Source organism: Bacillus sp. CD3-5 (assembly GCF_006349665.1).
Taxonomy (GTDB): domain Bacteria; phylum Bacillota; class Bacilli; order Bacillales; family Bacillaceae_G; genus Bacillus_A; species Bacillus_A paranthracis.
Map to the genome: position 1 here is coordinate 902,977 of NZ_VEPX01000001.1, position 25,117 is coordinate 928,093.

23 protein-coding genes are annotated in these 25,117 nt (G+C 32.4%); 4 read left to right on the forward strand and 19 right to left on the reverse strand.

Going from position 1 to position 25,117, the window contains the following annotated elements; genetic code table 11:
• Positions 1-72: 72 nt before the first annotated feature.
• From FH036_RS04765 to FH036_RS04775, 3 genes are all read right to left on the reverse strand, one after another.
• Positions 73-915 (reverse strand): metallophosphoesterase, encoded by an 843-nt coding sequence (locus FH036_RS04765; RefSeq protein WP_000827828.1) that lies wholly within the window; start codon positions 913-915, stop codon positions 73-75.
• A gap of 248 nt (positions 916-1,163) precedes the next feature.
• Positions 1,164-2,093 (reverse strand): class A beta-lactamase Bla1, encoded by a 930-nt coding sequence (gene bla / locus FH036_RS04770; protein WP_041184222.1) that lies wholly within the window; start codon positions 2,091-2,093, stop codon positions 1,164-1,166.
• 227 nt (positions 2,094-2,320) lie between these two features.
• Entirely contained in the window at positions 2,321-4,450 is a 2,130-nt protein-coding gene (locus tag FH036_RS04775; protein ID WP_139895466.1) for a peptidoglycan D,D-transpeptidase FtsI family protein, read from the reverse strand.
• 331 nt (positions 4,451-4,781) lie between these two features.
• On the opposite strand from FH036_RS04775, the gene FH036_RS04780 reads away from it, so the two are divergent.
• A complete protein-coding gene (locus FH036_RS04780) occupies positions 4,782-6,536 on the forward strand; it encodes a peptidoglycan D,D-transpeptidase FtsI family protein (protein WP_139895433.1) in 1,755 nt (584 codons plus the stop codon).
• 16 nt (positions 6,537-6,552) lie between these two features.
• On the opposite strand, the gene FH036_RS04785 is transcribed toward FH036_RS04780, so the two are convergent.
• The 6 genes from FH036_RS04785 to FH036_RS04815 all read right to left on the reverse strand — a co-directional run bounded on the left by FH036_RS04785 (position 6,553) and on the right by FH036_RS04815 (position 13,895).
• Entirely contained in the window at positions 6,553-7,380 is an 828-nt protein-coding gene (locus FH036_RS04785) for an SH3 domain-containing protein (protein WP_138321991.1), read from the reverse strand.
• Entirely contained in the window at positions 7,370-7,903 is a 534-nt protein-coding gene (locus tag FH036_RS04790) for an RNA polymerase sigma factor (protein ID WP_044791791.1), read from the reverse strand. The genes FH036_RS04785 and FH036_RS04790 overlap by 11 nt, the downstream gene beginning before the upstream one ends.
• Positions 7,904-8,187: 284 nt before the next feature.
• Positions 8,188-10,155 carry a penicillin-binding transpeptidase domain-containing protein gene (locus tag FH036_RS04795; RefSeq protein ID WP_139895434.1) on the reverse strand — a complete coding sequence of 656 codons (1,968 nt, stop codon included), beginning with the start codon at positions 10,153-10,155 and terminating at the stop codon, positions 8,188-8,190.
• A gap of 356 nt (positions 10,156-10,511) precedes the next feature.
• Positions 10,512-11,105, reverse strand: a complete 594-nt coding sequence (locus FH036_RS04800; protein WP_139895435.1) for an SGNH/GDSL hydrolase family protein — start codon at positions 11,103-11,105, stop codon at positions 10,512-10,514.
• Between the two features lie 354 nt (positions 11,106-11,459).
• On the reverse strand, positions 11,460-12,773 hold the full coding sequence (locus FH036_RS04805; RefSeq protein WP_306821660.1) for a D-alanyl-D-alanine carboxypeptidase family protein: 1,314 nt from the start codon (positions 12,771-12,773) through the stop codon (positions 11,460-11,462).
• 462 nt (positions 12,774-13,235) lie between these two features.
• Entirely contained in the window at positions 13,236-13,895 is a 660-nt protein-coding gene (locus FH036_RS04815) for a CatB-related O-acetyltransferase (protein ID WP_070806034.1), read from the reverse strand.
• Positions 13,896-14,348: 453 nt separating this feature from the next.
• Here FH036_RS04815 and FH036_RS04820 point away from each other — a divergent pair, with 453 nt between their 5' ends.
• On the forward strand, positions 14,349-14,819 hold the full coding sequence (locus tag FH036_RS04820) for a DUF5065 family protein (protein WP_000771842.1): 471 nt from the start codon (positions 14,349-14,351) through the stop codon (positions 14,817-14,819).
• 584 nt (positions 14,820-15,403) lie between these two features.
• Here the strand turns inward: FH036_RS04820 and pepD are convergent.
• Both pepD and spoIISB read right to left on the reverse strand, forming a co-directional pair.
• Positions 15,404-16,873 carry a beta-Ala-His dipeptidase gene (gene pepD / locus FH036_RS04825; RefSeq protein ID WP_139895436.1) on the reverse strand — a complete coding sequence of 490 codons (1,470 nt, stop codon included), beginning with the start codon at positions 16,871-16,873 and terminating at the stop codon, positions 15,404-15,406.
• A gap of 142 nt (positions 16,874-17,015) precedes the next feature.
• Positions 17,016-17,192, reverse strand: a complete 177-nt coding sequence (gene spoIISB, locus FH036_RS26980; RefSeq protein ID WP_044791796.1) for a stage II sporulation protein SB — start codon at positions 17,190-17,192, stop codon at positions 17,016-17,018.
• Positions 17,193-17,750: 558 nt separating this feature from the next.
• On the opposite strand from spoIISB, the gene FH036_RS04830 reads away from it, so the two are divergent.
• On the forward strand, positions 17,751-18,032 hold the full coding sequence (locus FH036_RS04830) for a hypothetical protein (RefSeq protein ID WP_001041553.1): 282 nt from the start codon (positions 17,751-17,753) through the stop codon (positions 18,030-18,032).
• Between the two features lie 36 nt (positions 18,033-18,068).
• Here the strand turns inward: FH036_RS04830 and FH036_RS26985 are convergent, their stop codons facing one another.
• From FH036_RS26985 to FH036_RS04850, 5 genes are all read right to left on the reverse strand, one after another.
• Positions 18,069-18,230 (reverse strand): hypothetical protein, encoded by a 162-nt coding sequence (locus FH036_RS26985; RefSeq protein ID WP_044791798.1) that lies wholly within the window; start codon positions 18,228-18,230, stop codon positions 18,069-18,071.
• Positions 18,231-18,305: 75 nt separating this feature from the next.
• On the reverse strand, positions 18,306-18,431 hold the full coding sequence (locus FH036_RS04835) for a hypothetical protein (RefSeq protein WP_000588712.1): 126 nt from the start codon (positions 18,429-18,431) through the stop codon (positions 18,306-18,308).
• 112 nt (positions 18,432-18,543) lie between these two features.
• A complete protein-coding gene (locus FH036_RS04840; protein ID WP_041184221.1) occupies positions 18,544-19,281 on the reverse strand; it encodes a type II toxin-antitoxin system SpoIISA family toxin in 738 nt (245 codons plus the stop codon).
• A 188-nt stretch (positions 19,282-19,469) separates the two neighbouring features.
• Entirely contained in the window at positions 19,470-20,207 is a 738-nt protein-coding gene (gene gpmA, locus FH036_RS04845) for a 2,3-diphosphoglycerate-dependent phosphoglycerate mutase (RefSeq protein WP_000594146.1), read from the reverse strand.
• 167 nt (positions 20,208-20,374) lie between these two features.
• Positions 20,375-20,857, reverse strand: coding sequence for a MarR family winged helix-turn-helix transcriptional regulator (locus FH036_RS04850; RefSeq protein ID WP_044791801.1), 483 nt, complete (start codon positions 20,855-20,857; stop codon positions 20,375-20,377).
• Positions 20,858-20,960: 103 nt separating this feature from the next.
• Here FH036_RS04850 and FH036_RS04855 point away from each other — a divergent pair, with 103 nt between their 5' ends.
• Positions 20,961-22,646: an alpha-keto acid decarboxylase family protein gene (locus FH036_RS04855; RefSeq protein ID WP_139895437.1), complete on the forward strand. Its 1,686-nt coding sequence runs from the start codon at positions 20,961-20,963 to the stop codon at positions 22,644-22,646.
• A 121-nt stretch (positions 22,647-22,767) separates the two neighbouring features.
• Here FH036_RS04855 and FH036_RS04860 read toward each other — a convergent pair whose 3' ends face one another.
• The 3 genes from FH036_RS04860 to FH036_RS04870 all read right to left on the reverse strand — a co-directional run bounded on the left by FH036_RS04860 (position 22,768) and on the right by FH036_RS04870 (position 25,081).
• The gene (locus tag FH036_RS04860; protein ID WP_139895438.1) at positions 22,768-23,550 is read right to left on the reverse strand and encodes a class I SAM-dependent methyltransferase; all 783 of its coding nucleotides are present in this window, start codon (positions 23,548-23,550) and stop codon (positions 22,768-22,770) included.
• Between the two features lie 292 nt (positions 23,551-23,842).
• A complete protein-coding gene (locus tag FH036_RS04865; RefSeq protein ID WP_139895439.1) occupies positions 23,843-24,250 on the reverse strand; it encodes a VOC family protein in 408 nt (135 codons plus the stop codon).
• A gap of 120 nt (positions 24,251-24,370) precedes the next feature.
• Positions 24,371-25,081, reverse strand: coding sequence for a class I SAM-dependent methyltransferase (locus FH036_RS04870; protein ID WP_139895440.1), 711 nt, complete (start codon positions 25,079-25,081; stop codon positions 24,371-24,373).
• Between the last annotated feature and the right edge of the window lie 36 nt (positions 25,082-25,117).

Consider the following 25,117-nt stretch of genomic DNA (forward strand, 5'->3'; position numbering starts at 1 on the left):
AAATTGTAATGTTAACTCCTGCAAAATACATAAAATCTCTTTACTCACTTTTGCATAAAAAAATCGTACAGCTTAATTTAACTGCACGACTACAATCTCTGGCCTATTCAAAATTCTTTGCGGAATGATACTATTGCCTAATCCTCTACTCACTACCATTGATGTATTTTGTTCTACATATAAACCTGCTGTATATTTAGGTAAAACACCTTGATTTGGAGCAACTAATCCACCGATAAATGGCAATCTAACTTGCCCTCCATGAGCATGTCCCGATAAAACCAAATCCAACCTCTCATTCGTATATTCCTTTATAAATTCAGGCCTATGGGATAATAATACATTATATCTATCTGGCTGCATTTCAATTTTCGCTTTTTTAATTTCATCTATTATAATATTTCCTTCATCACGTTTTCCAGTAACAAACTCTGGATCATCAATACCTAGCAAGTTTATTTCTTGCTCACCCTTTCGAATGCCTACATGTTCATTCCTTAAAACATTGACACCATATTTCTTCAACTCTTTTTCTAAACGGTTATACTTTCCAGACCATTGTTCATGGTTTCCTGTCACAAAATATACAGGATACTTCTTTACAATTTCTCGTATTAATTGCATACTAACTTCTGCATCGTATGATTTACTGTCAATTAAATCACCCGTAATCGCAATAATATCTGGGTCTATGCTTTCAATTTTTTGAATTAATACACCTTGCTTATTGCCAAATTGTTTATTGTGTAAGTCTGAAATTTGTAGAATTTTATACCCTTTAAAAGAGGAGGGTATTTTACTAGAGGTTATTTTAACCTCAGTTATACCTATTAAATTGTTCTGTAAATATAAAAAAGTAATACAAGCTACTAATATGCCAATAAACAATATGATTCTATTAATATTTCTCTTCATATTCTCTCCTTTTATTTTTATAAAACACTTATTTTATGTTAACAGAATTATATGATACATTTTGATTTTTTATTGAATATAGTACAGTACATGAAATTTCATATCGGATACGTCATATATATTTATTTTACCTTTATCCTCTTAATAATAAAAATACAAAAACGATTCTTTTCATACGAAAAAGAATTGTTTTCTAATTTTATACATCCAATAACATATGGTAAAGAACTGAAATAACTAAGAGATTATTATTTAATAGCATCGATTACAACTTCAGCCGCCTCTTTAATTAGTTGATTATCATAGGTAGCCTCTTTCTCATCTTTACTAGATAAAATTGCGATGATAATTGGTGCTCTATTTGGCGGCCAAACGATAGCGATATCATTCCGTGTCCCATAACTTCCAGCCCCTGATTTATCTGCAACTATCCAGTCGGTTGGTACACCTGCACGAATAAGTTTGTCTCCTGTAGCATTTCCTTTCATCCACTCTGTAAGAATGTTACGCTTATGATTTGGAAGTGCATTTCCGGCCGTAAAAGCTTTAAGATTCGTAGCAATTGCTTTCGCTGTACTAGTGTCACGAATGTCTCCTGGAATAGCCTCGTTTAATTCTGTTTCAAAGCGATCAGACATAGTAACACGATCACCCATCTGTCTAAGCGCTTTTTCATATCCTTTTGGTCCGCCTATTTTGTTAAATAAAATGTTCCCTGCAGTATTATCACTGTAACGAACAGCAGCCTCCGCAATTTCTCCTAGTGTCATTCCAGTATCTACATGTTTCTCTGTAACAGGTGAATAATCCACTAAGTCTTCTTTCGTATAAGTAATAACTTCATCTAATTTCATAGTAGAGTTTTGCTGCAGTAATACTCCTGCCGCTAAAGCCTTGTAAGTTGATGCAAAAGCAAACCTTTCGTTAGGTCGATAAGCGATTGTTTGTTTTGTACCAGTATTAATCGCATATACACCTAATCGAGCATCAAATTTTTTCTCAAGTTGAGAGAACTCTTTATGCGTCGCCTGATTTTTATGTTTTATTTGCCCTTTCTTTTCTTTCGCTTCAACTTGCAATGGCCCTCCTGTAAAAGCTTCGAGGCTTGTAATACTTAAACCTAATATACCAACACACATCCCTATTTTTAGCATTTTCTTGTTTTTCAAAACTATCATTCCTTTCAAATACTTAATACCTTTTTATACGTACACATAATAGACAATCACCAAAACAAATTTGTTCCATAAACTTTTAAAAATTTTTAGCTAGTATGAGAGTCATTAGCAAAATAAGAGATAGCCACAATGATCGTCGCTATCTCTTATTTCCAATCTCATTTTTCTTTTATAAAGACCTTTATATAAACAGTATGTCTTTCCATAAGAAAAGCGTATACGTTTTTCTAATTTTGATTCGGAACATCTGTATGAGTAGTTTCACCATTTATACGTTGCTGTTTTAAATCAAAATATACATCTAAAACTTCTTTTCCAATTATAGAATTAATTCCACTTTTATCGTTACGAAGCCACGGAACTACTACTGAGAATGCTACTTCTGGATTATCATATGGAGCATATCCAACTAACGTTAAGTTGTAGCATTCCATACGTTCTCCTTTTGCATTTCTACCAATTGGATCATCTCCACCATATACAGTTTGAGCTGTTCCTGTCTTTCCTGCTGGTTTATATGAAGCATTTTTGAAATACTTCACGCCAGTTCCATCACCTTCTTGGAATACCCATCTAAAGCCTTCTTTTATTCGATTAATATGTTCTGTCTTCATATCAATTCGATTTAATACGACAGGCTCTATTGAGCGAATAACTTTGCCAACCTCTTCTTTTATTGATTGCTCTCGTATTTCTTTTACAATTTGAGGTTGCATTCTATAACCGCCATTAGCAACTGTTGAAATATATTGCGCTAATTGCAATGGCGTATACGTATCATACTGACCGATAGAAAAATCTAGTAAAAAACCAGGCTGGCTATCTACTTTTCTAGTTTGTCCAATTATTTCATTCGGTAAATCAATACCCGTAGGAACTCCTAAGCCAAATTGCTTAAAATAATAGCGCATCGTATTAAATGCTTCTTGTTTTATATCCAATGAACCATTTGGTACGTAATTAACGCCCGCAATTTTTAAAGCTGTTTGGAACATGTATACATTCGAAGATACTTGTAGAGCTCGTAAATCATTAATATTACCAAATCCGGATACATTCCACGATTTCTTAGCTTGTGTACCTTTAAATTTCATCGGTGCATCATAAAATTGATCTCCTGGTTGTATTGCCCCTGTCTCATATCCAGTTAATAAAGTTGCACCTTTTACAGCTGACCCTAGTTCATACGAAGTTGTCATATTACCTAATGCCAAATCCTCGATTTCCATTTTCCCTTCTTTTTCTACAATCCTTTTGCCTGCCATAGATAAAATCTGTCCGTTATTCGGATTTGTCATAACAACAAAAGCTCGGTCCAATAGTGGCTCTGAACTCTTAAAAGCTCTCAAATTTTTCTCTAAACTTTCTTCCACTTTCTTTTGTAATTCCATATCAATCGTTAATGTTAAACTATTACCACTTTTTCCTTTAGAAATTATTTCTGTATTTATAATATTTCCTGATTTATCTGTAATATTTTTCACTTCTTCTTTTGTACCATGTAACACATCTTCATATCGTTGTTCAATATAACTTTTCCCTACACGATCATTACGGTTATATCCGCGTACTAAATAAAAATCTAAATTTTCTTTTGGCAGACCTTCTTCGCTACTCGTAATATTACCTAACACGGAACGAAATAAATCACCATTTACATAATTGCGCTCCCAATCAACTGTTGCATCTACCCCAGGAAACTCCGCAAGATTTTCACTGATTTGCGCATACTCTTGATTTGTTACATCTTTTTTTATAATTTGTGGTGTCAGTTGATAACCTGAATTCATTTTACTTTTAATAGCTAACACCTTTAAATCTTGTGCTGTTAATTCTGCCAATTCTACTTCTGTAACTCGACTTCGTCTTAATTCTTCTATTTTTTTATCTAACTCTTTTCCCTCTATTCCCTTTTCTTTAAACTTTTCTATATCTTTTTTCGTAATCATTGCTTCCGCACGTTTCGTATTCAACTGCATCCAAAAATCTTTTTTATCGATATCTGTTAATTTGTTTATATCTTGTTCAGGCATTTCAAGTACTTTTGCCAAGTCTTTTGCTGTTTTTAAAATAGCTTCACTCGTAATTCCCTTTACCCTTGTATACGTAATTGTGCGAAGAGATTTATTATTAACAACTGTTTTTCCTTCTCGATCTAGTATTTGTCCACGTGGAACTGGGATACTAGTTGTTGTATTTTGATTGTTTTCCACTTGGTTCTTATAAGCCTCTCCCTCTACAATTTGCACTTTTCCTAGTTGAACAATAATAGCTGAGAATAGTAAAAATATGCAAAGGAACATTATATTTAATCGAATAGATATATATGTCTTCTTATTTCCTTTTTGCTTTTCCATAAATCCTCCATATATTTGCTTATATATTACGTAACGATGGCCGATTATAAATATCGTTTCGACTTTTTCAATAAACCATTGTAAGCATCCATTTCTTTTCGTTTTGCTGCGTAATTCAAAACTCTCCTTTCTTGTTTTCTCTCTATTTTTTGTCGTTTGCATTAGTAATGCTACACTGTATAACGACTCATCTTAAAAGTGAAATTTCATACTATTTATTCCTTTCTTCATGCTGTAATACTTAATAGACAACCTAAATAATTAAGTTGTTCCACATTTACAAAAAAAATAATTAACTATAATATGGAATAAGCTAAAAAGGGAGGGCTTTATGTTACATACAAAAATAAAAAGATGGAAATTTATAGCGATTCTTTCTATTGTAGGTTTTATATTAATAATTTTGTTTAAAAGTCATTTCTTTTCAATTACTATCGAAACTTCTTCAGCCGAAAGAGGACAAATACTTGATAAAAATGGTGTAATACTAGCTACAAATAAGAAAGTTAAGTCTCTATATTGCACTTTTAATGATGAAAAGATATCAAAACTAGATACATCAAACACATTAGCTTTTTTCCATCAATTTTCAAGCGAGTTTCAACATGACATTTCTGCAAAAGACATAAAATTACACTTACAACAATCTTGTAAACAGCAAACTATGAATGATATACCGTTATACTCTGACATAAATGAGAGTGAACTTACATTCGTAAATAAGAAAAAACCCAATAATGTAATAATTAAAAATGAAGTGATCCGATATTATCCCAAGCATGAAATTGGTTCACAAGTAATTGGTTATGTAGAAAATGACCTTAATTCAGAGTATATGCCTGTTGGAAAAAGCGGGGTTGAGCTGCAATATGAAAATGATTTAAAAGGAAAACCGGGTAAAACTCTTATTTTTAAAATAAATAACAAAAAGTTCTTATGGAATATTCAAAAAGTACAAAAAGGAAAAGATGTCCAATTAGCTTTAGACTCTAAGTTACAGCAAAAAACAGAGGAAGCATTAAGATCTCAAATTAAGAAAATAACTGATATTAATGCTGGTTATGTTGTGGTAACCGATGTGAAAACTGGCGCAATCTTAACTATGGCCAACTCAGCAGTGTTTAATCCAAATATATTACATACATCACCTGAAAAAGAAAACATTAAATCACTTTCGCAAAATAAAGCAATTCAAAAATTAAAGTACGGTGAATCTTGTGTAAATATGGCCTCTACTATAAAGCCACTTTCTATTTTAATTGGATTAAACGAAAAGCTCTTTCAACCTGAAGATACTTATTTAGATAAGGGTAGTTTTCAGTATGATAATCAAAATAACATTGTGAATGCACCTGGAACGCCAACTGGTGAGATTACACCGCGGCAGGCTATCATCAATTCATCTAACACATTTATGACAGCAAAAGTAGCACTACCTTTATTCAACGAAAATAATGGTAATATAGAAAAAGTAGCAAACATATGGACCGATTATTTAATGCAATTCGGTCTTCGTTCTAAAACAGGGATTGATTTACCATTTGAAGAAGACGGACAATATGAGCTTCATCCATCTAATAAATTTGAAAATGGAATCTCAGCTTTATTAAATGCCTCTTGGGGAGGAAATGAAGTACACACTCCTCTTCAACTTGCTCAATATGCAGCGACTTTAGCTAGTAAAGGTGACAAATATAAACCTCACATCGCAAGTGCTATTATTGGTCCAAATGGTAAGGAAACAAAAAAGTTTAAACCCATTTTAGAAAGTTCAAATCATTATCCGATGAACTTTTGGAATGTCGTGCAAGGTGGAATGAGTCAAAATATAGAGGAGATTAAAAAGCTGCCCTTTGACGTCGCAGGTAAAACAGGAATTACAGGTTTTCCGAATGAGCAAGCAAGAATGATTAATCATTCTCTTTTCATTGCATATGCTCCTACCAAAGATCCACAAATTGCCGTTTCTGTCGTTATTCCTGGTAGTAATTCAGAGAAAAACATCGCCGCTCTCGTTACATCAGAAATTTTAGAGTCTTGGAATACACTTCAAAAAGAGAATAAAAACAAGAGGAAGGTTCATTAAAGTGAACCTTCCTCTTTTACCATATAGAATCAATATTCGTTATTTTCCATTTACCTTCTCGATCCTTTTCGAACATGAAAGAATATTTAATATCAGTTAAAAGATACTCTTTTTGTACATATCCAGTATTACCGCCAATTGTCGATACTTTTATATATCCATCATTCTGCACTTTTTCCGGAATCCAAGCTTTTACCATTTCATTAGATACTTCATATAAAACTCGTGATTCTCGTTTTGGTTCAGCTAAAATTTTTGTTTTATTTCCAGTAATAGTTGCATATATAAAATGTGCTTGCTTTGGTTCATTACTTTCTGTCAATCCACTTGGTACTTTGTATGCTTGTTTTGTATCATTTGTAAATTCTCCCCCCATTGTAAGGGCAACTTGCAACTCATGAAAAATATCTTCATCAAACTTCAATTCATCCTTCTTATAACTCTTCCCTTTAAATAAAACTTCATCATTTAACGCTCTATTCAAGTCATTTTCGTTTTTTGCATTTGTACTTTGATATAAATCATTCATAAATTGTTTTAATGTTGGATCTTGAGCAGACTCATCTTTCGTTTTAGGCTTAATTTGAGTGCTGCTTTGGACTGGTGATTTATTATCATCAAGCCAAGGTTGTTGAACAATAACAAATAACATTGTACAAACGAAAACAACTACAATAGGCAGCGCTTTTTTACGAAACGGTCTTTTATGTTTTACAAAATCCGCTTCATTATTTTCATATATAGACTGCTTTATTTTAAAAATAAACTCTTCTTCATCTTTACGCTTCTCCATGGGACCTTTTTTTAATTTACTATACCAGTCGGGATTTTGTTTATTGTTCATCACTACTACCCTCCCCAATTAATTTTGAAACCTTACTTCTCGCTCGGCTTAATCTAGATTTTACAGTTCCAATAGATACTCCTAGTGTTTCAGCCATTTCTTCATAAGATAATTCATATTTCGCGTCTAAAATTATTATTTCACGGTGTTTTTTAGGTAGTTTTAATACAACATCCCACACTTCATTCATTTCCTCTTGATTAAAAAATTCTTTTTCTGCCGATGGGGATTGTTTATCATCACTAAAAAATCCTACTAAAGATATCCTTTTAAAATAGGAGGATTTCAAATAGTTTATTGCCGTATTTCTTGTAATTTTTAATATCCACGTTTTAATAGATGACTCCTTTCGAAATGAATTCCAATTTTTAAATACCTTTATAAATACATCCTGCGTGATATCATCTGATAAGTGTGGATCTTTCGTAATAATAAATGAATAATTCCATACATCTTGCCAATAATCGTTTATAACATATTCAAGCTCCTCATGATTACATTCTTCAATAAACTTCTGTTCCATTTCCACACCTCGAACTTATTTGAATAAACATAAAACTACCCTCGCTTTTATTATGGTTTCAATATATAGACAAGATACAAGTTGTATTTGTTCCATTAACGATGGTAACCTTTCAAAAATGAAAATAAAGACGAGGTATCAATGTTCTACAGACACAACAAAAAGCATTCTCGAGTAAGGAGAATGCTTTTTCGAAGCTTAATTATACTTTGTTTTGCATGATTTATACCTTTGTGTTAAGCAAAAAATAAATGTTGTAAAAGATTTTACTTTATAATTAATTATTATTTCCGGAAAATATGGTTTATTTTTTCACCGGGTACGTTACTCCCCCCTCTTCCTTTTACATCTTCGATCATCATGGTAACAAGCATGTCCGGCTCATTTGCATCAAAAGCTGCAAACCATCCCAGTTCTTTTCCATCTGCTTCTTTGGACTCTTTCAGTTCTGCTGTACCGGTTTTACCAGCAAGAGTTATACCATCAACCTTAGCAATTCTCCCCGCGCCATCAGGGTCATTAATGACTTTTATTAATGCACTCTTTAATATCTCTTGATTCTTTTTAGAAACCACATTTTCTTTCCAGTTCCCTTCTACTTTTGCTTCTTTTAAAAGATGAGGCGACGGAATATTCCCTTCATTTACAATCGGTGCATATGTTAATGCTAAATGAAGTGGGGTCATTAATACTTGTCCTTGTCCGTATCCCGTGTCTGCTAGTTGAATATCATTTTTTATCCCATCTCTTGCAATGATTGAAATAGGAAATTCGTATTCGATTGGTAATTTTTCATGGAATCCGTATTTCTTAAATTCATTTACATACTTATCTTTTCCCATCTTCAAGGCTTGTTGAGCAAAATAAATATTATCTGAGTACTTCATTGCCTTGTCAAAATCAATTGGACTTGCATCCTTCACACGTGTTACATAATAATTTCCCCAAGAGGAATCTTTTGTCCACTTTAGTCCTTGAATATTAAATTCTTCCTTAGGTTTTATTGTGTTTGTTTCCAAACCAATTGCACCTGTAATCGTTTTAAATAGGGAACCTGGCACAAATGCTTGTGTGAAACGATTCATCATTGGTAGTTTCAAGTCGTTATTCCATGCTTCTCGTTGGGCCTTTGATGCTCCTCTAACTATTGTATTTGGGTTATAAGCAGGGCTACTTACTAGTGCGATTGTTTCACCTGTTTTAGGATTGATCGCTGCACTAGAGCCTGCTTCATTTTTCATCTCATTATAGATTTTTTCTTGAATTGCAGCATCAATTGTTAACGTAACATTTTCCCCTGCTTTCGCTTCTTTTTTTGCTACGTTTTTAATCTCTTTCCCACTCTCATCTTCTATAAATACGCGTCCACCCTTTTCACCACGCAATTTATTTTCCAGTACTTTCTCTAAACCTGTCTTACCTATTAAATCATCAGCTTGATAACCTCTTTTTTGAAGCGATTTTAACTCCTCTGCATTCACATTTCCTATATAGCCAGTTAAGTGTGCCGCTGCTTCCCCTAATGAATACATACGAATATTTACTGGGCGAGATGATACTCCTTCTAATTCAATATAATCATTCTGTCTAGTTCCCTCTTTTAAAATACCAATTGGTACAAAGGAGTCTGGTTTTATCCATTTCGCTGTAAGCTTCTGATCGACCTCTTCTATAGACATATCCAGTAACTGTGCCACTATTTCTTTTGTTTCAGCCGCCATTTTGCCTAGTTTCTCTGGAATAATTCCAACCTCAGTCGCTTTACCATTCATTGCAAGACCTTTCCCATTTCGATCGTATATTTCTCCGCGTTTTCCATCTTCTGTTTGCATACGTACTTTGTAATCTTTTTTCATACCTGGAAAAATGAAATCTGGTGTCCAATCTACTTTCCAAGCATCTTTATCTTTCACAAGTTTTGCTTCATGGATAAATGAAGCTGTTCCTCCATCCGTATCCATCTTAACTTCAAAAAGAAAAAGTTCTTTATCTTTAGCATTCTCTCCTTTCGTTTTAACGTTTAAATTCTTAACGCCAATGCCCTCATAAATTTTTTGATATTTCTCTGTGAATTCCTTTTTAGAAATCGTTTTTTGGGCATGTTCTGATAAATGATCATACATATTTGCAAATTCTCTATCATTCCATAAATTTATATATTCTTCAAATGCTTGTTTTGGCGATTCGTTTTTATTACATCCTACCAATATAACTGCAAAACAAAAGAAAAGCAGCATCCATAATTTTTTCAATTCAATCTTCTCCCTTAGTTAAAAATGTTTATTCCTTTCTTAATAAATTAAATAAAAAATGTTGTAACGCTTAATAGACAGTATAAGTAATGAAATTGTTCCACATTTACAAAAAAATTTAATTTATGATCAAGTTACATTCGAAGGAGAAGATTTTAAGATTCTTACAAACAATAGAAGCGGATCTATTTAACACGAAAAAGGGCCCTTATTCTAAGGGTCCTTCAACAAAAAATAACTAAGTGTATACAATAAAAAAGAATTACTTAAAATTTAATTTATAGACGCTGTATATCTTCTATTCCGCATCAAAACCCATATGCTGTATGCGACTGGGGATTCGTTCACTCTAAAGCTTATTTAGAAGAGTCATGTACAGGTAAACTACTATGAATTAATTCAGCAACTTTCACATATCCTTTTGAGTTTGGATGAATTAAATCCTTAGACCAAACCGTATCATCATTAACTAAATGATGATCCCAAAAGTCAACATGATGAAGCTTATACTCTTTACTCAGTGAACGTATAACTTCGTTTGCCTCTAATAATTGTTCTTTTACTACTTGCTTTTTTTTAGATGATAAAGGAAGCCTAACTGTAAAATCTGGAAGGTTTCCTATAATAATATCAGCATCTGCTTTACTTAATATATCTATCATAAATTCCATATCGTTCTTATATTCTTGATGATTCCAACGTCCTTTTAATACATCGTTTGCACCTGCGATTAGACTTACCAAATCTGGATTAAACGTTAATGCTTTTTCCAATTGCTGCGAGCGAATTTCTTTAGTTACTAAACCACGCTTTGTAAAATTGGCATATTCCATATCAAATGCACATATTTGAACAAAATGATCTACCCAGCTTTTTAATGCAATCCTCTCAACTTCATCCCCTATGCCCTCGGTAAAACTATCACCAATCGCTACAAATCGCTTCCACATATGTATTCCCCCTTTTTGTTGTTTATATCTACACTATATAATAGTTCACAATGTATATCTATTTTCATTGTAATTTAATTGAATAATGAATCTTTTTTCATCCTGTGTAACTTTATTAAACTATCCTTGTACCAGGGTGCTTTAAATTCAAAATCAAAATAAACTCCATCCTTTTTTATATTTCTACAAAAAAGATAGCGTTTTAGGGATTATATAGATACAAATTTATTTTAGCTTAATAGCAATACAAAAAGTTCCGACGGACAAATATGAAAAAATAATGCCTTCTTCAATTCCAAGCCATCAACATAAAAATCTATAATACTTTGAAAGCTTTTATTTCAGACTATAAAATTAGCTTTTTACTATATCAAACGCACTGTCCCACATACCGCTAAAAAAAGATCCGATGTTACGCATAAAACGTGTGAACCAATTTGCTTGTTCTATATCAGATTTTGTTACAAGGTCTACTTGTAATGATTTACCTAATAAAAAACCAGGATCTGTACTATCTTTAGGCGAGATAATCATTTTACTAATTGTTACACCTTTTTTAATAGGTGCTTCTTGTTCTTCATTCAATACTTTAAATTCTTTTTTATATACGTCTTTGTTGCTCTTTGGTATTGGAAGTGAAACAGCTTGCTTCGTTTGAACAACTACATCTTTGTCTTTTGCATTTGCTACTCGCACTGTTTCATGCCCGTTTACTACTGAATCTTTTCCATAAACTTTCTTCATTTCAAAATTCGCAAATCCATAATCATATAATTTCTTCGTTTCATCAAAACGTGCTGCATGAGAGTTTGCTTTTATCACGACAGAGATTAAACGCATACCGTTTCTTTCTGCTGTACCAGTGAAACAATCCCCAGCTTCAGGGGTAGTTCCTGTTTTCAACCCATCTACACCTTCGTATTGCTTAATTAAACCTGTTAACATCCAGTTAAAGTTCGTCATATCAATTGGATACTTACCACCTTGTTGAAATGTTTTTTTAGGGATTTTTGCAGTATCTAATATTTTCGGAAAATCTTGAATAAGACGTTGTGCTAAAATCGCACAATCTCTTGCGGACATTTTATTTTTCTCGTCTGGAGTTGTCCCTTCTGGGTGATGTCCTTTTAAATCATAGTTTGTTAAACCTGTTGAGTTTACAAATTTATAATTTTTCATTCCAAACTCTTTTGACTTATCGTTCATCATTTTTACGAAATTAACTTCTTTCCCAGCAATCTCTTCAGCTAAAGCAATTGTTACACCGTTTGCAGAATAAATTACCATTGCCTCATATAACTCTTTGACCGTATAAGAGCCTCCATTTTCTAATGGAACGTTTGATAAGGAACGATCTTGCGAAATCTTATATGCATATTCAGAGATTTTAACTTTTTGATTCCATTTAAGTTTTCCGTTCTCCACCGCTTCATGAACTAAATATTCACTCATCATTTTTGTCATACTAGCAATTGCTAATAATTCATCTGCATTTTTTTCATATAAAATTTTCCCGGAATTTGCTTCTACTAAAATTGCTGATCCTGCTTCTACTTCTATAGCAGAAACTGTTTCCGCTGATGCACTTCCAGATATAACAGTTATGCTACAAAATAGTGTAAGCACTGTTATTATTGCAATAAATCTCTTGCAAAACATACCTTTCACTTCTGTTACCTCCAATATCTTTGTACTCAAAAAAGCGTTATTCTGACATAATCCTTCAAAAATAGACAACGTTATCAAATTCTAAATATAAGACATTAGGACCACTTTCATATAGAATATTTCATCCCGCTCTTTTAGACAAACTGACACTTATTACCCACACTTTTAACACCTTTGTATTTTTCAAAATGATTCGTACTTTCATATTTTTTAGGATTACACTTAATCGACAATCTAAGTAATCCATTTGTTCCATATTTACAAAAAATAAAACCAGTGTGTCCTGATTAATTATCGAGGCAAACTGGCAGTTAAACATTTGTTTATTAGCTATTAAGGATTTTTATTATTTAATTCAGCTATTTACTATACTTATACTAGAGATGAATTTCCCTTAGTCTAGACTATTAATTTTTATAATAAAAAACTACATCCTATACAGAATGTAGTTTTTTCACAGACTTATCTATTTTTTACTTCCTTTTTATAAAAATCATATAATAGTTTAATAGATGAGCTAGATAATATAGGCATTGCCTTCTCAACTAATTCTCTATTCCAATCAAACCAACGCATTTCCATCAGCATATTCATTTCTGTATCATTAAACCGCTTCTTTATTTCCTTAGCAGGATTTCCACCAACTATTGTATACGGCGGAACATCTTTACTTACGACAGTTCCTGCTGCAACGATTGCACCTTCACCAATTGTAACGCCAGGCATTATTATAGCATTCATTCCAATCCAAGCGTCACTTTTAATGACTGTATCACCCTTCGGTTCATATGAATGTTCAATTTGCTCAGCGAATGGATATACTGTAATCCATTCTGAGTGATGATTATGATTACCACCCATTAAAATGACTACTCCACTGGCAATACAAACATAATTCCCAATAATGAGTTTATCAAGATGCCATCCCATCTGTTCAATTGGATTGAAAAGTGCTCGGGACTTAGCATCCCCCCACAAATACCTTACACAGCCATCTTCAAAATTTTGATGACCATAATAACCTGAATAATAGGAGTACTCTCCTACCTCAATGAGTGGATTTGTAACTATATCTTTTAAATACTTCGTTTCTGACCAATGATTATATAATGGATACTTCATACCTTTATTCCTCGCTTCTAAGTATTGTAGATCTTTGTAATTCACTTAGAAGCTTAATACGACTGCTACATTTTTTAGCTTTCTCAAACGACGAATCATTATATTCAAGCCTTTCTGTTATAATAAAAAAATCATAACGTGTTAAATTACATAAGTCAAATTGTAAAATGATGTACTGAAACTTAAAGTATGAATTGAAATTTAAACATTAAAACAATCGAATTTTCAAATAACAAATCCCAATTACATATGATAAAGATTTCTTAACTATACCTCTAACTTCTTTCCTGTAATAGCCGTAACTTCCTCGATATAGTCTTATTACATTTTAATTTGTCTGATAAATCAATAAATGTTAATATGATTATAGAAGATATTATCATCCATTAGATTTCACAGCCAGTTTTTCACAAAACGATTTCTGAATCCTTAAGTAAATAGGAGGTTTAGAACATGAAACTTTTAAGGCAATCCACAATTATTGGCGCATTGACTGTTGGAGGATTTTTATTTTCGAATACAATTGGTACGCTCCCACCTGTTTCTGCTGAATCGCAACTTATACAAAAGGAATCGCAATTTTTAGATAATTGGCGTTGGCAAAGCTATTTTTTATTACATCATAATGCAGATTTTATAGAAGAGTTAGCAGTTGGTGACTTAAAACATGGAGATACATTCGATGTTACTATATATACTGGTGGTAAAGATACTGGTATTGTAAAAATATATCAATTGAGCGGGAATGAAAATGATGAAATAAACTTACATAGATATAAAACCATTTATGACTCGGGTTTGAATCATAATTATGGTAGATTTGTAACACCTATTACTAAGGCTTATAATCCTGGAACATATGTAGCTGTTATGAAACTTGGAGAAAATTATTATTATGGAGGCAGCTTTAAAATCTCAAAATAATTAAACCTCATCAAAAAATATTAAATACTATTTTTATTAGACAAAAACCATTTTAAAAGGTCCTCTACCTTATATAAGATAGAGGACCTTTTGATTATTTTCCCTTTTTAAAGTTAAAAAAACCCTTACTTTCTTTATAAATTATATTTTTTATTCAACAACTGTTTTCACCTCATTAAGTTCTATAATCTAATATGCAATATTGCATATTCTATATGTTCACTTTTTAAAAATGCGATAATTTATCTATAAAAATATTTAAAATTAATATTGAAAGGAGAATATTACATGTCTTTCTATTCTTGGTCTCCACTTATTTTCTTAATAGTTATTGCAATTATCATTTCTATTCAAAAGACTAAGAAACAATAATTGATTATTTGGAGGTGTAAAAATGTCATTTGCAACATGGAGTGCAATTTTTATGACTTTAATCGGAGCAATTTCTGGAGCAGTCTTTGGTTCGATCTCCTCTAGAAATAAAACCAAAAATTAAATAATGACGTAAAAATGAATTTCTAATAAAACTCTATACAAAAAAGTAGCCTATAAAATTTTATAGGCTACTTTTCATTTCATCATTATTACTTAGCTAATTCTTTCGTACCCTTCATTACATCAACGAAGAATCCCCAGTTATTCACAACAGAAGAAATACTAATATGTTCATCTGGAGTGTGAACATTGAATATATCTGGACCGAATGAAATTGCATCTAATTCAGGCATCTTTTGAACGAATACACTGCATTCAATCCCTGCATGTACAGCGAAGATTTCAACATCTTTATTGTATTTTTCTTGATGCACTTTTTCAAACAAATTACGAATTTGTGAATTCGGATTGTATGGCCATTCTGGATACTCTGACTCGATTTCAAATGTTGCACCAACTAACTCGGCGATACATTTAATCTCATCTGCAACATGTTGTTTTAAACTACTTACAGAACTTCTCACTTCGTTACGTAATTTAATTTCATTTTGTAACGTTTCAATAACGCCTAAATTTGTTGAACTTTCTACAAGACCTTTAATATCCATACTCATACTTTGAATGCCGTTTGGAATTAAGAATAATGATGAAATAAGTTGCTTTTGTGTCTCTTTAGCAAATACTTTTTCTACTTTCTCATCCAATTTTGTAAGTGTAACGTGAACATCTGGATCAACAGCACGCATTTCTTCTTGTAATACTCTCGTCCAAGATTCTAGTTTTTCTTCTACTTTCTCTACATCTTCTGTACGTAATACAACTGTAGCTACACTTTCACGCGGAATTGCATTTGTTTTTAATCCGCCGTGAACTTCACTTATATCAAATTGAATATTTGCTGATAAATCGCGTAATACTCGTCCTAATACTTTGTTCGCATTACCACGTTGTTTATCAATTTCCATACCAGAATGTCCGCCTTTTAAACCACCAACATATAGACGGTATGCATCCGTATTCGCTGGCGCTTCATCCCAAATCACTGGAATTGTTTCAACAGCTTTCGCACCACCTGCGCTACTTACAAGTAATTTATGATCTTCTTCAGAATCAATATTTATAAAAATCTTACCATCAAAGTGATTTGCATCAACAGCAAAAGCCCCGCCCATTGTTGTTTCTTCTTCAGTAGTAATAACTACTTCAAGTGCTGGATGCGGAAGGTCTTTCGAATCTAATAAAGCCATCGCATACGCCACTGCAATACCATTATCAGCGCCTAAAGTCGTTTGATTTGCATATAACATGTCCCCAATGATTCGTAATTCAATTGGATCTTTTTCAAAATCATGTACTGTTGCTTGATTTTTTTCACACACCATATCCATATGACCTTGAATGATAATAGCTGGTACATTTTCATAACCAGCAGTTGCTTCTTTTTTAATAATGACATTTAATGCTTCATCTTGAATCACTTCTAAGTTACGCTCTTTTGCAAAGCCAACTAAATAATCACTAATTTCCTTTTCATTACCTGATCCTCTAGGAATCTTTGAAATTTCTGCAAAATGATAAAATACAGGGTGCTTTGTTAATTGTTCTAAAGTAGAATACATTGTTAAGCTCCTCTCAAAATGACAAATAATATGTAAGTCTCTTATCATTATACCATGATTCATTATTTTCACTTTCTATTTCATACTTTAATATCCGCTCGTTAAACATTTAAATTGCATATAAAAAGAGAAAGAAAATGCACTATGCATTTTCTTTCTCTTTTTTTGCTCTCATATATTTTGAAGTACTATTATTCATTAATTTCTCTAACCGATTTATATTTTCCGTTAACGCACCTTTCACAAGAGAGAAATCTGTATTTGGTTCTTCTTTTTTTTCTTTAAAAAATGAAGACTTTTGTACATTTACTTCAGCCATCTCTTCTCCCCCTTTTCAAAAAAATACAACCTTTTATTTATATTATATAGCAAATGCAGACAGGGTGTACACGTATCATTTTCTTTTTAATTCTTCTTCTAATTCTTCTACTTGCTGCATCGTATCCCCTTTAATTAACGAGAAATCTGATGTACCTTCAACTCCTAGCTGGCATTCTCTCTTTTTTATTTTTGTTAATTATCATAAAATTACCAATATTAATCTACTATTTAATAATAATATTTGATATTATAAAAAAGTAGATTTTAATGGAATTATAATCTAATATATTTTTGGTTAAAATAATTTTTCACACATAATAGATTTAAAAACAACACAGTCTATTTACACTATTATGCGTCTAGATACAACAGAAAAGAATGAGGTTATTTCTGACAATGGACTCTTTGTTATTGAATCACCCAACACCCAATGGCTATTAACTCGTAATATAATAAATGATTCCTTTGATATAACCTATTTAACCAAAAATCTTTTCGAAAATGAAATAGCAAAACTAATAAAAGATTAATCCTTTAAGACGGGAGTATATTTATATTGAATAAACAACAGCATTCTAGCAAAAAAAAGGAAGGCTTTTTCGAAAATAGGATATTACCCATCATCACTGTTCTTTCAGGTGTCATTCTACTAGTGTACAAAGGGTTAGAATTTATTTCAAAGTATGTATTAATTTTAATCTTATTTACACTAATTATTGCTTCGTTATACTTATTGTTTATGAAAGAAATAGTTGGTGCTGTTATTGGACTCCTTTTTGCGGCCCTTGGGTATTATATGTATAAAATCATTTTTAAACAAAAAAGAAATAGCAGATAAGCAAATCATAAAGAGTGTATATAAAAGAGAATGCTTTTACGCATTCTCTTTTATATACTTATATGGAATTGCCTCTACAAATTTTTCTAATCGATCCACATTTTGAGTCAATGCACCTTTCACAAGAGAGAAATCTGTATTTGGTTCTTCTTTTTTTTCTTTAAAAAATGAAGACTTTTGTACATTTACTTCAGTCATCTCCTCTCCCCCTTTTCAAAAAGATACAATCTTCTATTTATATTATATCGTAAATGTAGACAGCGTGTACAAGTATCATTTTCTTTTTAATTCTTCTTCTAGTTCTTCTACTTGCTGTAATGTATCTCCTTTTATTAACGAGAAATCTGTTGTATCTTCATTATCTTCTTTAAAAAAATCATTGTCATAATCTTTTATCACTACAATCACCTCTACGTGCTAGTGTAGGGATGATTGTCCGATTTTATACAAGTTTGTCTAAATTTACTTTGTCTTTATGTATAAGTGAAAAGGACAGAAAAAAACTCTGCCCTTATTTACTAAAATAACTATGATGTATTGTTAAATTATATACATTTTCAAAATCCCGATCTTGCAGATTATTTTTCTTCCCATCAATAACAATAAAAACATCACTCACTATTTTTGCTGGTATAATTCCGACATTTTCTACTTGCACCGCTTTCTGCTCATTCAATTGCTCAATGTGTTCAAACGGAACGATAATACTAAATTGCGAGCGGATACCGCGAAAGTTCGTATTTAATTCCTTTGCCGCTTCAAATACAACAATCTTCGCCCCAATCTTTTCCCCATATGAATCTAAAAATGCGTTTAAACTTTTTGTATATTCTTCTTCCGTATGCCATTCCATCGTACCGAACACTGCTGGATTGACATTTTGAATAATTGTTGTGTATATTTCTCCTCTTGCTTTAGAAGCAATTAATGACCGTTTTATCGATTGAACAGTCTTGCCGATATCGCTAAATTTCGCTCCCCATATTTCTGAAATATTAGGTGTTAAAATAAAGGCAATATCAACGAAAATAACCATTGCAGTGAACATTAAAAGATTTTTCCAGAGGGTTAAATCAATTCCTTTTATCATGAAATACACGGTGACTGATACTATAAACAACCCATACCAAGTCTTTCTAATTCGTTGCTTCTTCTCCTCGTACAACTCTTCATTTCTCCAGTAAAAGAAAATAAGTACTAGAAAAACGATTGCTAAAATAAATAAACCGATTCGAATGTTAGAGATCACCAATGACATCACCCTCCATTCAAAAACTACTCACGATATCATTACATGCATAAGCAGCTCTCTTTATGACAAAAGACGTGGACAAGCTTCTAAACTTAGCAATATCGCATATACATTAGAAGGTACCACGTCTTTTATCCTGAATCTACATTGTATATGTAGACAAGCATGCGTTTCAAATTTTCATGTTAAAAAGTAATATGTTTCGGAATTTCTCCTTCAGGTACTTCTCCATCCATACTTAAGTAATAATGGCGAATCGGGCGTAAATTATCGTCTAATTCATACACGAGTGGTATACTCGTTGGAATATTTAATGAAACAACACCATCACTTGAAAGGTTATCTAAGTATTTCACTAGCGAACGTATTGTATTACCGTGCGATGAAATTATCACCTTTTCACCACTTTTTAATGATGGCGCAATTTCTGAATGCCAATAATTAAGTACTCTTTTCTCCGTATCCACTAAACATTCAGTCAATGGAAACTCACCTTTTTTAAGTGCTTTATATTTTGGATCATTCATTTCATATCTAGGATCATCTTCAGTAAGAGCAGGTGGTCTTACATCAATACTTCTTCTCCAAATATGAACTTGCTCCTCACCATATTTTTTCGCTGTTTCATCTTTATTTAACCCTTGCAATGCACCGTAATGTCTTTCATTTAGCTTCCATGATTTATGTACTGGCACCCAGGCAAGATCCATCTCATGAAGTACAATCCATAACGTCCGAATTGCTCGTTTTAATACAGATGTATAAGCTACATCAAAAGTATATCCGTTTTTCTTTAATATCGCTCCTGCTTCTCTCGCTTCACTTAACCCATTTTCTGATAAATCTACATCTGTCCATCCTGTAAATCGATTTTCAAGATTCCATAAACTTTGTCCGTGACGAATAAGTACAAGTTTTATCATAATAATTCCCCTCTCGGAAATGTGAATTTTATTGTTCCATTGCGTACACGTATAAAGTATCTAGTAATGTATCTTTTTATCCATTCACTCTATGATCAAACCATAGTTGCCAAATGTATGGATAAAATTTGTTCTTTTTCAAACTATAAAAACAGATATATTTCTTATTATTTTTGATCGATTACAACTTCTCGTTTTGATATCCAAGCATCAAAACCTGATCGACTATTTGCCATTTCATTCATAACTTGATGCCAATTTTCTTCGCACGATTCACCAAATTTTGAAAAAATAACACTCATTTGTTCTCTTTGTACATCGCTCAGTTTTTTCTCTAAATCGGTACCTTTTTCTGTTAAAGATAACTGTTTCACACGGCGATCATGTGTAGCTTCATTACTCTCAATTAAGCCCTTTTCCACAAGTTGTCGTAATGGACCGTGAAGAGCTTGTTTACTTATTTCTAGCATTGATAATAACTCATTTACACTTATCCCTGGAAAGCGTGCGATAAAAAATAAAATTCGGTGATGTACTCGTTGTATGCCATACTCTTTTATAATTTCATCTGGCTTTTCAGTAAATGTTTTATATGCAAAGTAAAATAATGCTAATGCTTCATTCATCTGTTCTTCTTTATGTTGTGTCATCTACTTTCCCCCTGTATGTAAATTATACCACAATCCAGTAATCAATATTTTAATGAACGCATTGGAACTTAGTCTATTGAAATATTCATTGCAAAATTAGGAGATGATTCACTTGAAAACGCAATATACTGTAAGTACATATTTATTAGATCGACTAAGCGAATTAGGAATTGAACATATTTTTGGTGTCCCTGGTGATTATAATTTGGCTTTTTTAGATGATGTACTAGCACATGAAAAGCTAAAGTGGATTGGTAATTGTAATGAATTGAATGCGGCATATGCTGCAGATGGATACGCTCGTATAAAAGGAATCGCCGCTCTTATTACCACTTTTGGTGTTGGAGAATTAAGCGCACTTAACGGCGTTGCTGGGTCATACGCAGAAAACGTACCAGTTATAAAAATAACTGGTACGCCAACAACTAAAGTAATGGAAAATGGAGCACTCGTTCATCATACGTTAGGTGATGGAAAGTTCGATCATTTTTCCAATATGTATCGAGAAATCACAGTGGCACAAGCAAAATTAACACCTGAGCATGCTGTTGAAGAAATTGACCGTGTGTTACGTGCATGTTGGATTGAGAAACGCCCTGTTCATATTCAATTACCGATTGATGTGTATAATAAACCAATCAATAAACCTACGGAACCAATTTTACATAAACCAGTTGTAAGTAATAAAGATGCGCTAGATAAAATGCTTCTACATGCCACTTCAAAAATAAATAGTGCAAAGAAACCTATTATTTTAGCTGATTTTGAAGTGGATCGTTTTCATGCTAAAGAATATTTATATCAATTTGTAGAAAAAACAGGGTTTCCTATTGCAACGTTAAGTATGGGAAAAGGAATATTTCCAGAAAAACACCCTCAATTTATAGGGATTTATACTGGTGATGTAAGTTCTCCATACTTGCGTAAAAGAATTGATGAATCTGACTGTATTATTAGTATTGGTGTGAAGTTAACTGATACTATTACAGGTGGCTTCACACAAGGTTTTACGAAAGAACAAGTTATTGAAATTCATCCCTACACTGTGAAAATTACAGATAAAAAATACGGGCCAGTTGTAATGAAAGATGTTTTACAACAGTTAAGTGATGTAATTAAGCATCGAAATGAAGAAACGCTTGATATTAAGCCATTTATTTCAGAATCACTACCTATAACAGAAGAGTTCAATCCAAAAGCACAAATGGTTACACAAAAACGTTTTTGGCAACAAATATACCATTTCTTACAAGAAAACGACGTCTTACTTGCAGAGCAAGGAACACCTTTCTTTGGTAGTGCCGCTATCCCTTTACCAAACAATACTACATATGTAGTGCAACCATTATGGGGATCGATCGGCTATACGTTACCTGCTCTACTTGGTACACAGCTCGCTAATTTATCGCGGCGCAACATTTTAATTATTGGTGATGGTTCTTTCCAATTAACTGTCCAAGAATTATCGACCATGCTTCGTCAAAATTTAAAACCGATTATATTTTTAATTAATAACAATGGTTATACTGTTGAACGTGCAATTCATGGTCAAAACGAACCGTATAATGATATACAAATGTGGGAGTACACAAAACTAGCGAAAGTATTCGGAACAGAAGAAAAAAGCCTAACATGTAAAGTAGAAAATGAAACAGAGTTACAAGAAGTCTTAACTAAAATAAGTATTGATAAGGATCAGCTTACCTTTGTTGAAGTTGTAATGAGCCAAGGGGATCAGCCTGAACTGCTAGCTAAACTTGGGAAAAGATTCGGCCAACAAAATTCTTAATATAAAAAGCATAACCTAATTATATAAAAAGAAAAGGATGGAAAGTGCCACCCTTTTCCTTTTATATATACTATTTTAAGAACCTTCTTCGACTAACGTCTCGTGTGACAAGTCAAAATTCTTAATCAACCTTTAACTTTATAGCTTTTGTAGCAATAAATGTTTTAATATGCTTATCTAATATCCTTGTTCCACCAAAATCATCCTCATAAAAACCTGTTATAATAAAACCCGCTTCAATTTGGCCTTGGATTTGATCTTCTAGTGTATGCGCATATTCTATTGTTTGATTTGAATCGATGTAATCTTGAACTTCATCCTCTGGTAAATAATCCAATGTCGATGAAGGAATTGAATGTTTTACATCAAGAATACCTTTTTGTTCTTGATTATCATCAAAAATCCATAGTAACGGATTTGTAAATCCAGAAATGAGAATACCTTTATTCTTTAAAACCCTTGAAACTTCATTCCATACAAGATGAACATCTTTTACAAATAAATTAGAAACAGGATTTACAACAATATCAAAATATTCATCCTCAAAATCACTAAGGTCTGTCATATCTCCTTGTACTGTTTTTAAAGTTAACCCATCCCGTTCTGCTACCTTTTCATCTTGTTCCAACTGCTTTCTTGATATATCAGTAACTGTTACATCCGCCCCAGCAGCAGCTAGAACAGGTGCTTGTTGCCCGCCACCTGACGCTAAGCAAAGTATCTTTAATCCATCTAATGACTTTGGAAACCAATCTCTAGGAACTGATTTTTCTGTGGTAACTGTGATTTCCCATTCACCTGATTTACTTCTTTCAATAACCTCGCTACTTACAGGTTGTGTATATCTAGAACCTTCTTCAACCTTTTTATCCCATGCATTACTGTTTTGTTGAGTTGTATCCATTATAACTATTCCCCCTAGCTATCTTGTTACATTTTAAGTGTAAGATCATTTACTATTTATGTTTTTCTTTTTCTATTAACCTAACCAATAATTAATACATACTTTTCTATATTTATATTAACAGATAAAAAGTAGTAAGAAAAATAAAACATTCTAAATAGAAAAAATACAAATTTATTTTAAAAAATAAAAAGGCATTCCAAACTTGTTGACGGTTGGAACACCTTTTTATTTGTTGTTTAAATTTTTAATCTCCTAACTACAACCATTAAACAAATCAATTACAATTTATTTATTCCGCAAGCGTTAACTGCCAAGACACACCATACTTATCATTTAACCAACCAAATTTTTTACTAAACGGATAGGCACCTAAAGGCATAAGTACTGCTCCATCCTCCGCTAGTTTATTAAAAGCTGTTTCAATTTCTTCTTCCGTATTACAAGTTACATAAAGAGACATAGCTGGCGTAAATGTAAAATTATGATTTACATAACTATCTATGCACATGAACTCTTGCCCGTGTAATGTAAACGTTGCATGAATGACAGTACCCTCTTTACCAGGTCCGTTTTCATCGTAACGAGAGATACTTACAATTTCTGATTGATCGAATAGCGACGTGTAAAAATTCATCGCTTCCTCAGCTTTACCTTCGAACATTAAAAACGTAGTGATTTTTTGATTTGTAGTACTCATATAGAGACCGCCCCTTGTTATGTATTTATGTAAAACATACATCGGCCAGCCAAAACCGAACGTACATTCTTATAAGTGTATTGTCTATAAAAACGATACATTTGTCAATTATCTACTCTCTTATTTCTTCTTAAATAATGCTGTCCAAAGAAATGATTCCCCAAACATAGTATTTGGTAGTTTAATTTGCCTCATCTTTCGAATTTCAATTACCTCAAATTCTTTAAATATATCTCTCAGTTTTTCTTCTGAATATGCAAGGCCACCTTGTAAACTCCACCCTCTATATACGTCCCAATCCGTTATTTCTGATCCATTTCGCTCATCTAAATCACCTGCTGCAAAACATGTTAATCCGAAATAACCACCTGGTTTCAATGAGTTTTTAATTAAATCCACATAATTTACTCTTCTATGTGGCGGAATATGATGTAAACAGCCCGAATCGTATACAAAATCAAATTCATTTTGAACCTCTAAATTGAAAATTGAGTCACAAATAAATTCAATTTCTACTCCTTTTGCTAAAGCCCTCTCTTTCGCCCAATTAATGCCCTCTATCGATAGATCCACTGCTGTTACATCAAACCCTTCATTTGCTAGATAAATTGCGTTTCTACCCGGACCACATCCAAGTTCCAGTACTTTTCCTTTTGAAACCCGCTTTTTTTGTATATACGAAACTAGATTCTCATCTGGAACATTTTCAAAAAACGGAACATCTTTTTCTCTATTCGCATAAAATTCATTCCAAAATGGTTCTGCTGGTCTTAATAATGAATCCAGCATTTTAATAATATCTTCTTGCGTATGCAACGTTTCATTTTTCATTTGCACCCCTCCAATTTTAATATTCAGAAAATTATT

What these genes read in the sequence shown, in the direction of transcription:
- FH036_RS04765 (WP_000827828.1), bottom strand. Translation starts at nt 915, where the DNA reads ATGAAGAGAAATATTAATAGAATCATATTGTTTATTGGCATATTAGTA.
- bla (WP_041184222.1), bottom strand. Translation starts at nt 2,093, where the DNA reads ATGATAGTTTTGAAAAACAAGAAAATGCTAAAAATAGGGATGTGTGTT.
- FH036_RS04775 (WP_139895466.1), bottom strand. Translation starts at nt 4,450, where the DNA reads ATGGAAAAGCAAAAAGGAAATAAGAAGACATATATATCTATTCGATTA.
- FH036_RS04780 (WP_139895433.1), top strand. Translation starts at nt 4,782, where the DNA reads ATGTTACATACAAAAATAAAAAGATGGAAATTTATAGCGATTCTTTCT.
- FH036_RS04785 (WP_138321991.1), bottom strand. Translation starts at nt 7,380, where the DNA reads ATGAACAATAAACAAAATCCCGACTGGTATAGTAAATTAAAAAAAGGT.
- FH036_RS04790 (WP_044791791.1), bottom strand. Translation starts at nt 7,903, where the DNA reads ATGGAACAGAAGTTTATTGAAGAATGTAATCATGAGGAGCTTGAATAT.
- FH036_RS04800 (WP_139895435.1), bottom strand. Translation starts at nt 11,105, where the DNA reads ATGTGGAAGCGATTTGTAGCGATTGGTGATAGTTTTACCGAGGGCATA.
- FH036_RS04815 (WP_070806034.1), bottom strand. Translation starts at nt 13,895, where the DNA reads ATGAAGTATCCATTATATAATCATTGGTCAGAAACGAAGTATTTAAAA.
- FH036_RS04820 (WP_000771842.1), top strand. Translation starts at nt 14,349, where the DNA reads ATGAAACTTTTAAGGCAATCCACAATTATTGGCGCATTGACTGTTGGA.
- pepD (WP_139895436.1), bottom strand. Translation starts at nt 16,873, where the DNA reads ATGTATTCTACTTTAGAACAATTAACAAAGCACCCTGTATTTTATCAT.
- spoIISB (WP_044791796.1), bottom strand. Translation starts at nt 17,192, where the DNA reads ATGGCTGAAGTAAATGTACAAAAGTCTTCATTTTTTAAAGAAAAAAAA.
- FH036_RS26985 (WP_044791798.1), bottom strand. Translation starts at nt 18,230, where the DNA reads ATGACTGAAGTAAATGTACAAAAGTCTTCATTTTTTAAAGAAAAAAAA.
- gpmA (WP_000594146.1), bottom strand. Translation starts at nt 20,207, where the DNA reads ATGATAAAACTTGTACTTATTCGTCACGGACAAAGTTTATGGAATCTT.
- FH036_RS04850 (WP_044791801.1), bottom strand. Translation starts at nt 20,857, where the DNA reads ATGACACAACATAAAGAAGAACAGATGAATGAAGCATTAGCATTATTT.
- FH036_RS04855 (WP_139895437.1), top strand. Translation starts at nt 20,961, where the DNA reads ATGATTCACTTGAAAACGCAATATACTGTAAGTACATATTTATTAGAT.
- FH036_RS04860 (WP_139895438.1), bottom strand. Translation starts at nt 23,550, where the DNA reads ATGGATACAACTCAACAAAACAGTAATGCATGGGATAAAAAGGTTGAA.
- FH036_RS04865 (WP_139895439.1), bottom strand. Translation starts at nt 24,250, where the DNA reads ATGAGTACTACAAATCAAAAAATCACTACGTTTTTAATGTTCGAAGGT.
- FH036_RS04870 (WP_139895440.1), bottom strand. Translation starts at nt 25,081, where the DNA reads ATGAAAAATGAAACGTTGCATACGCAAGAAGATATTATTAAAATGCTG.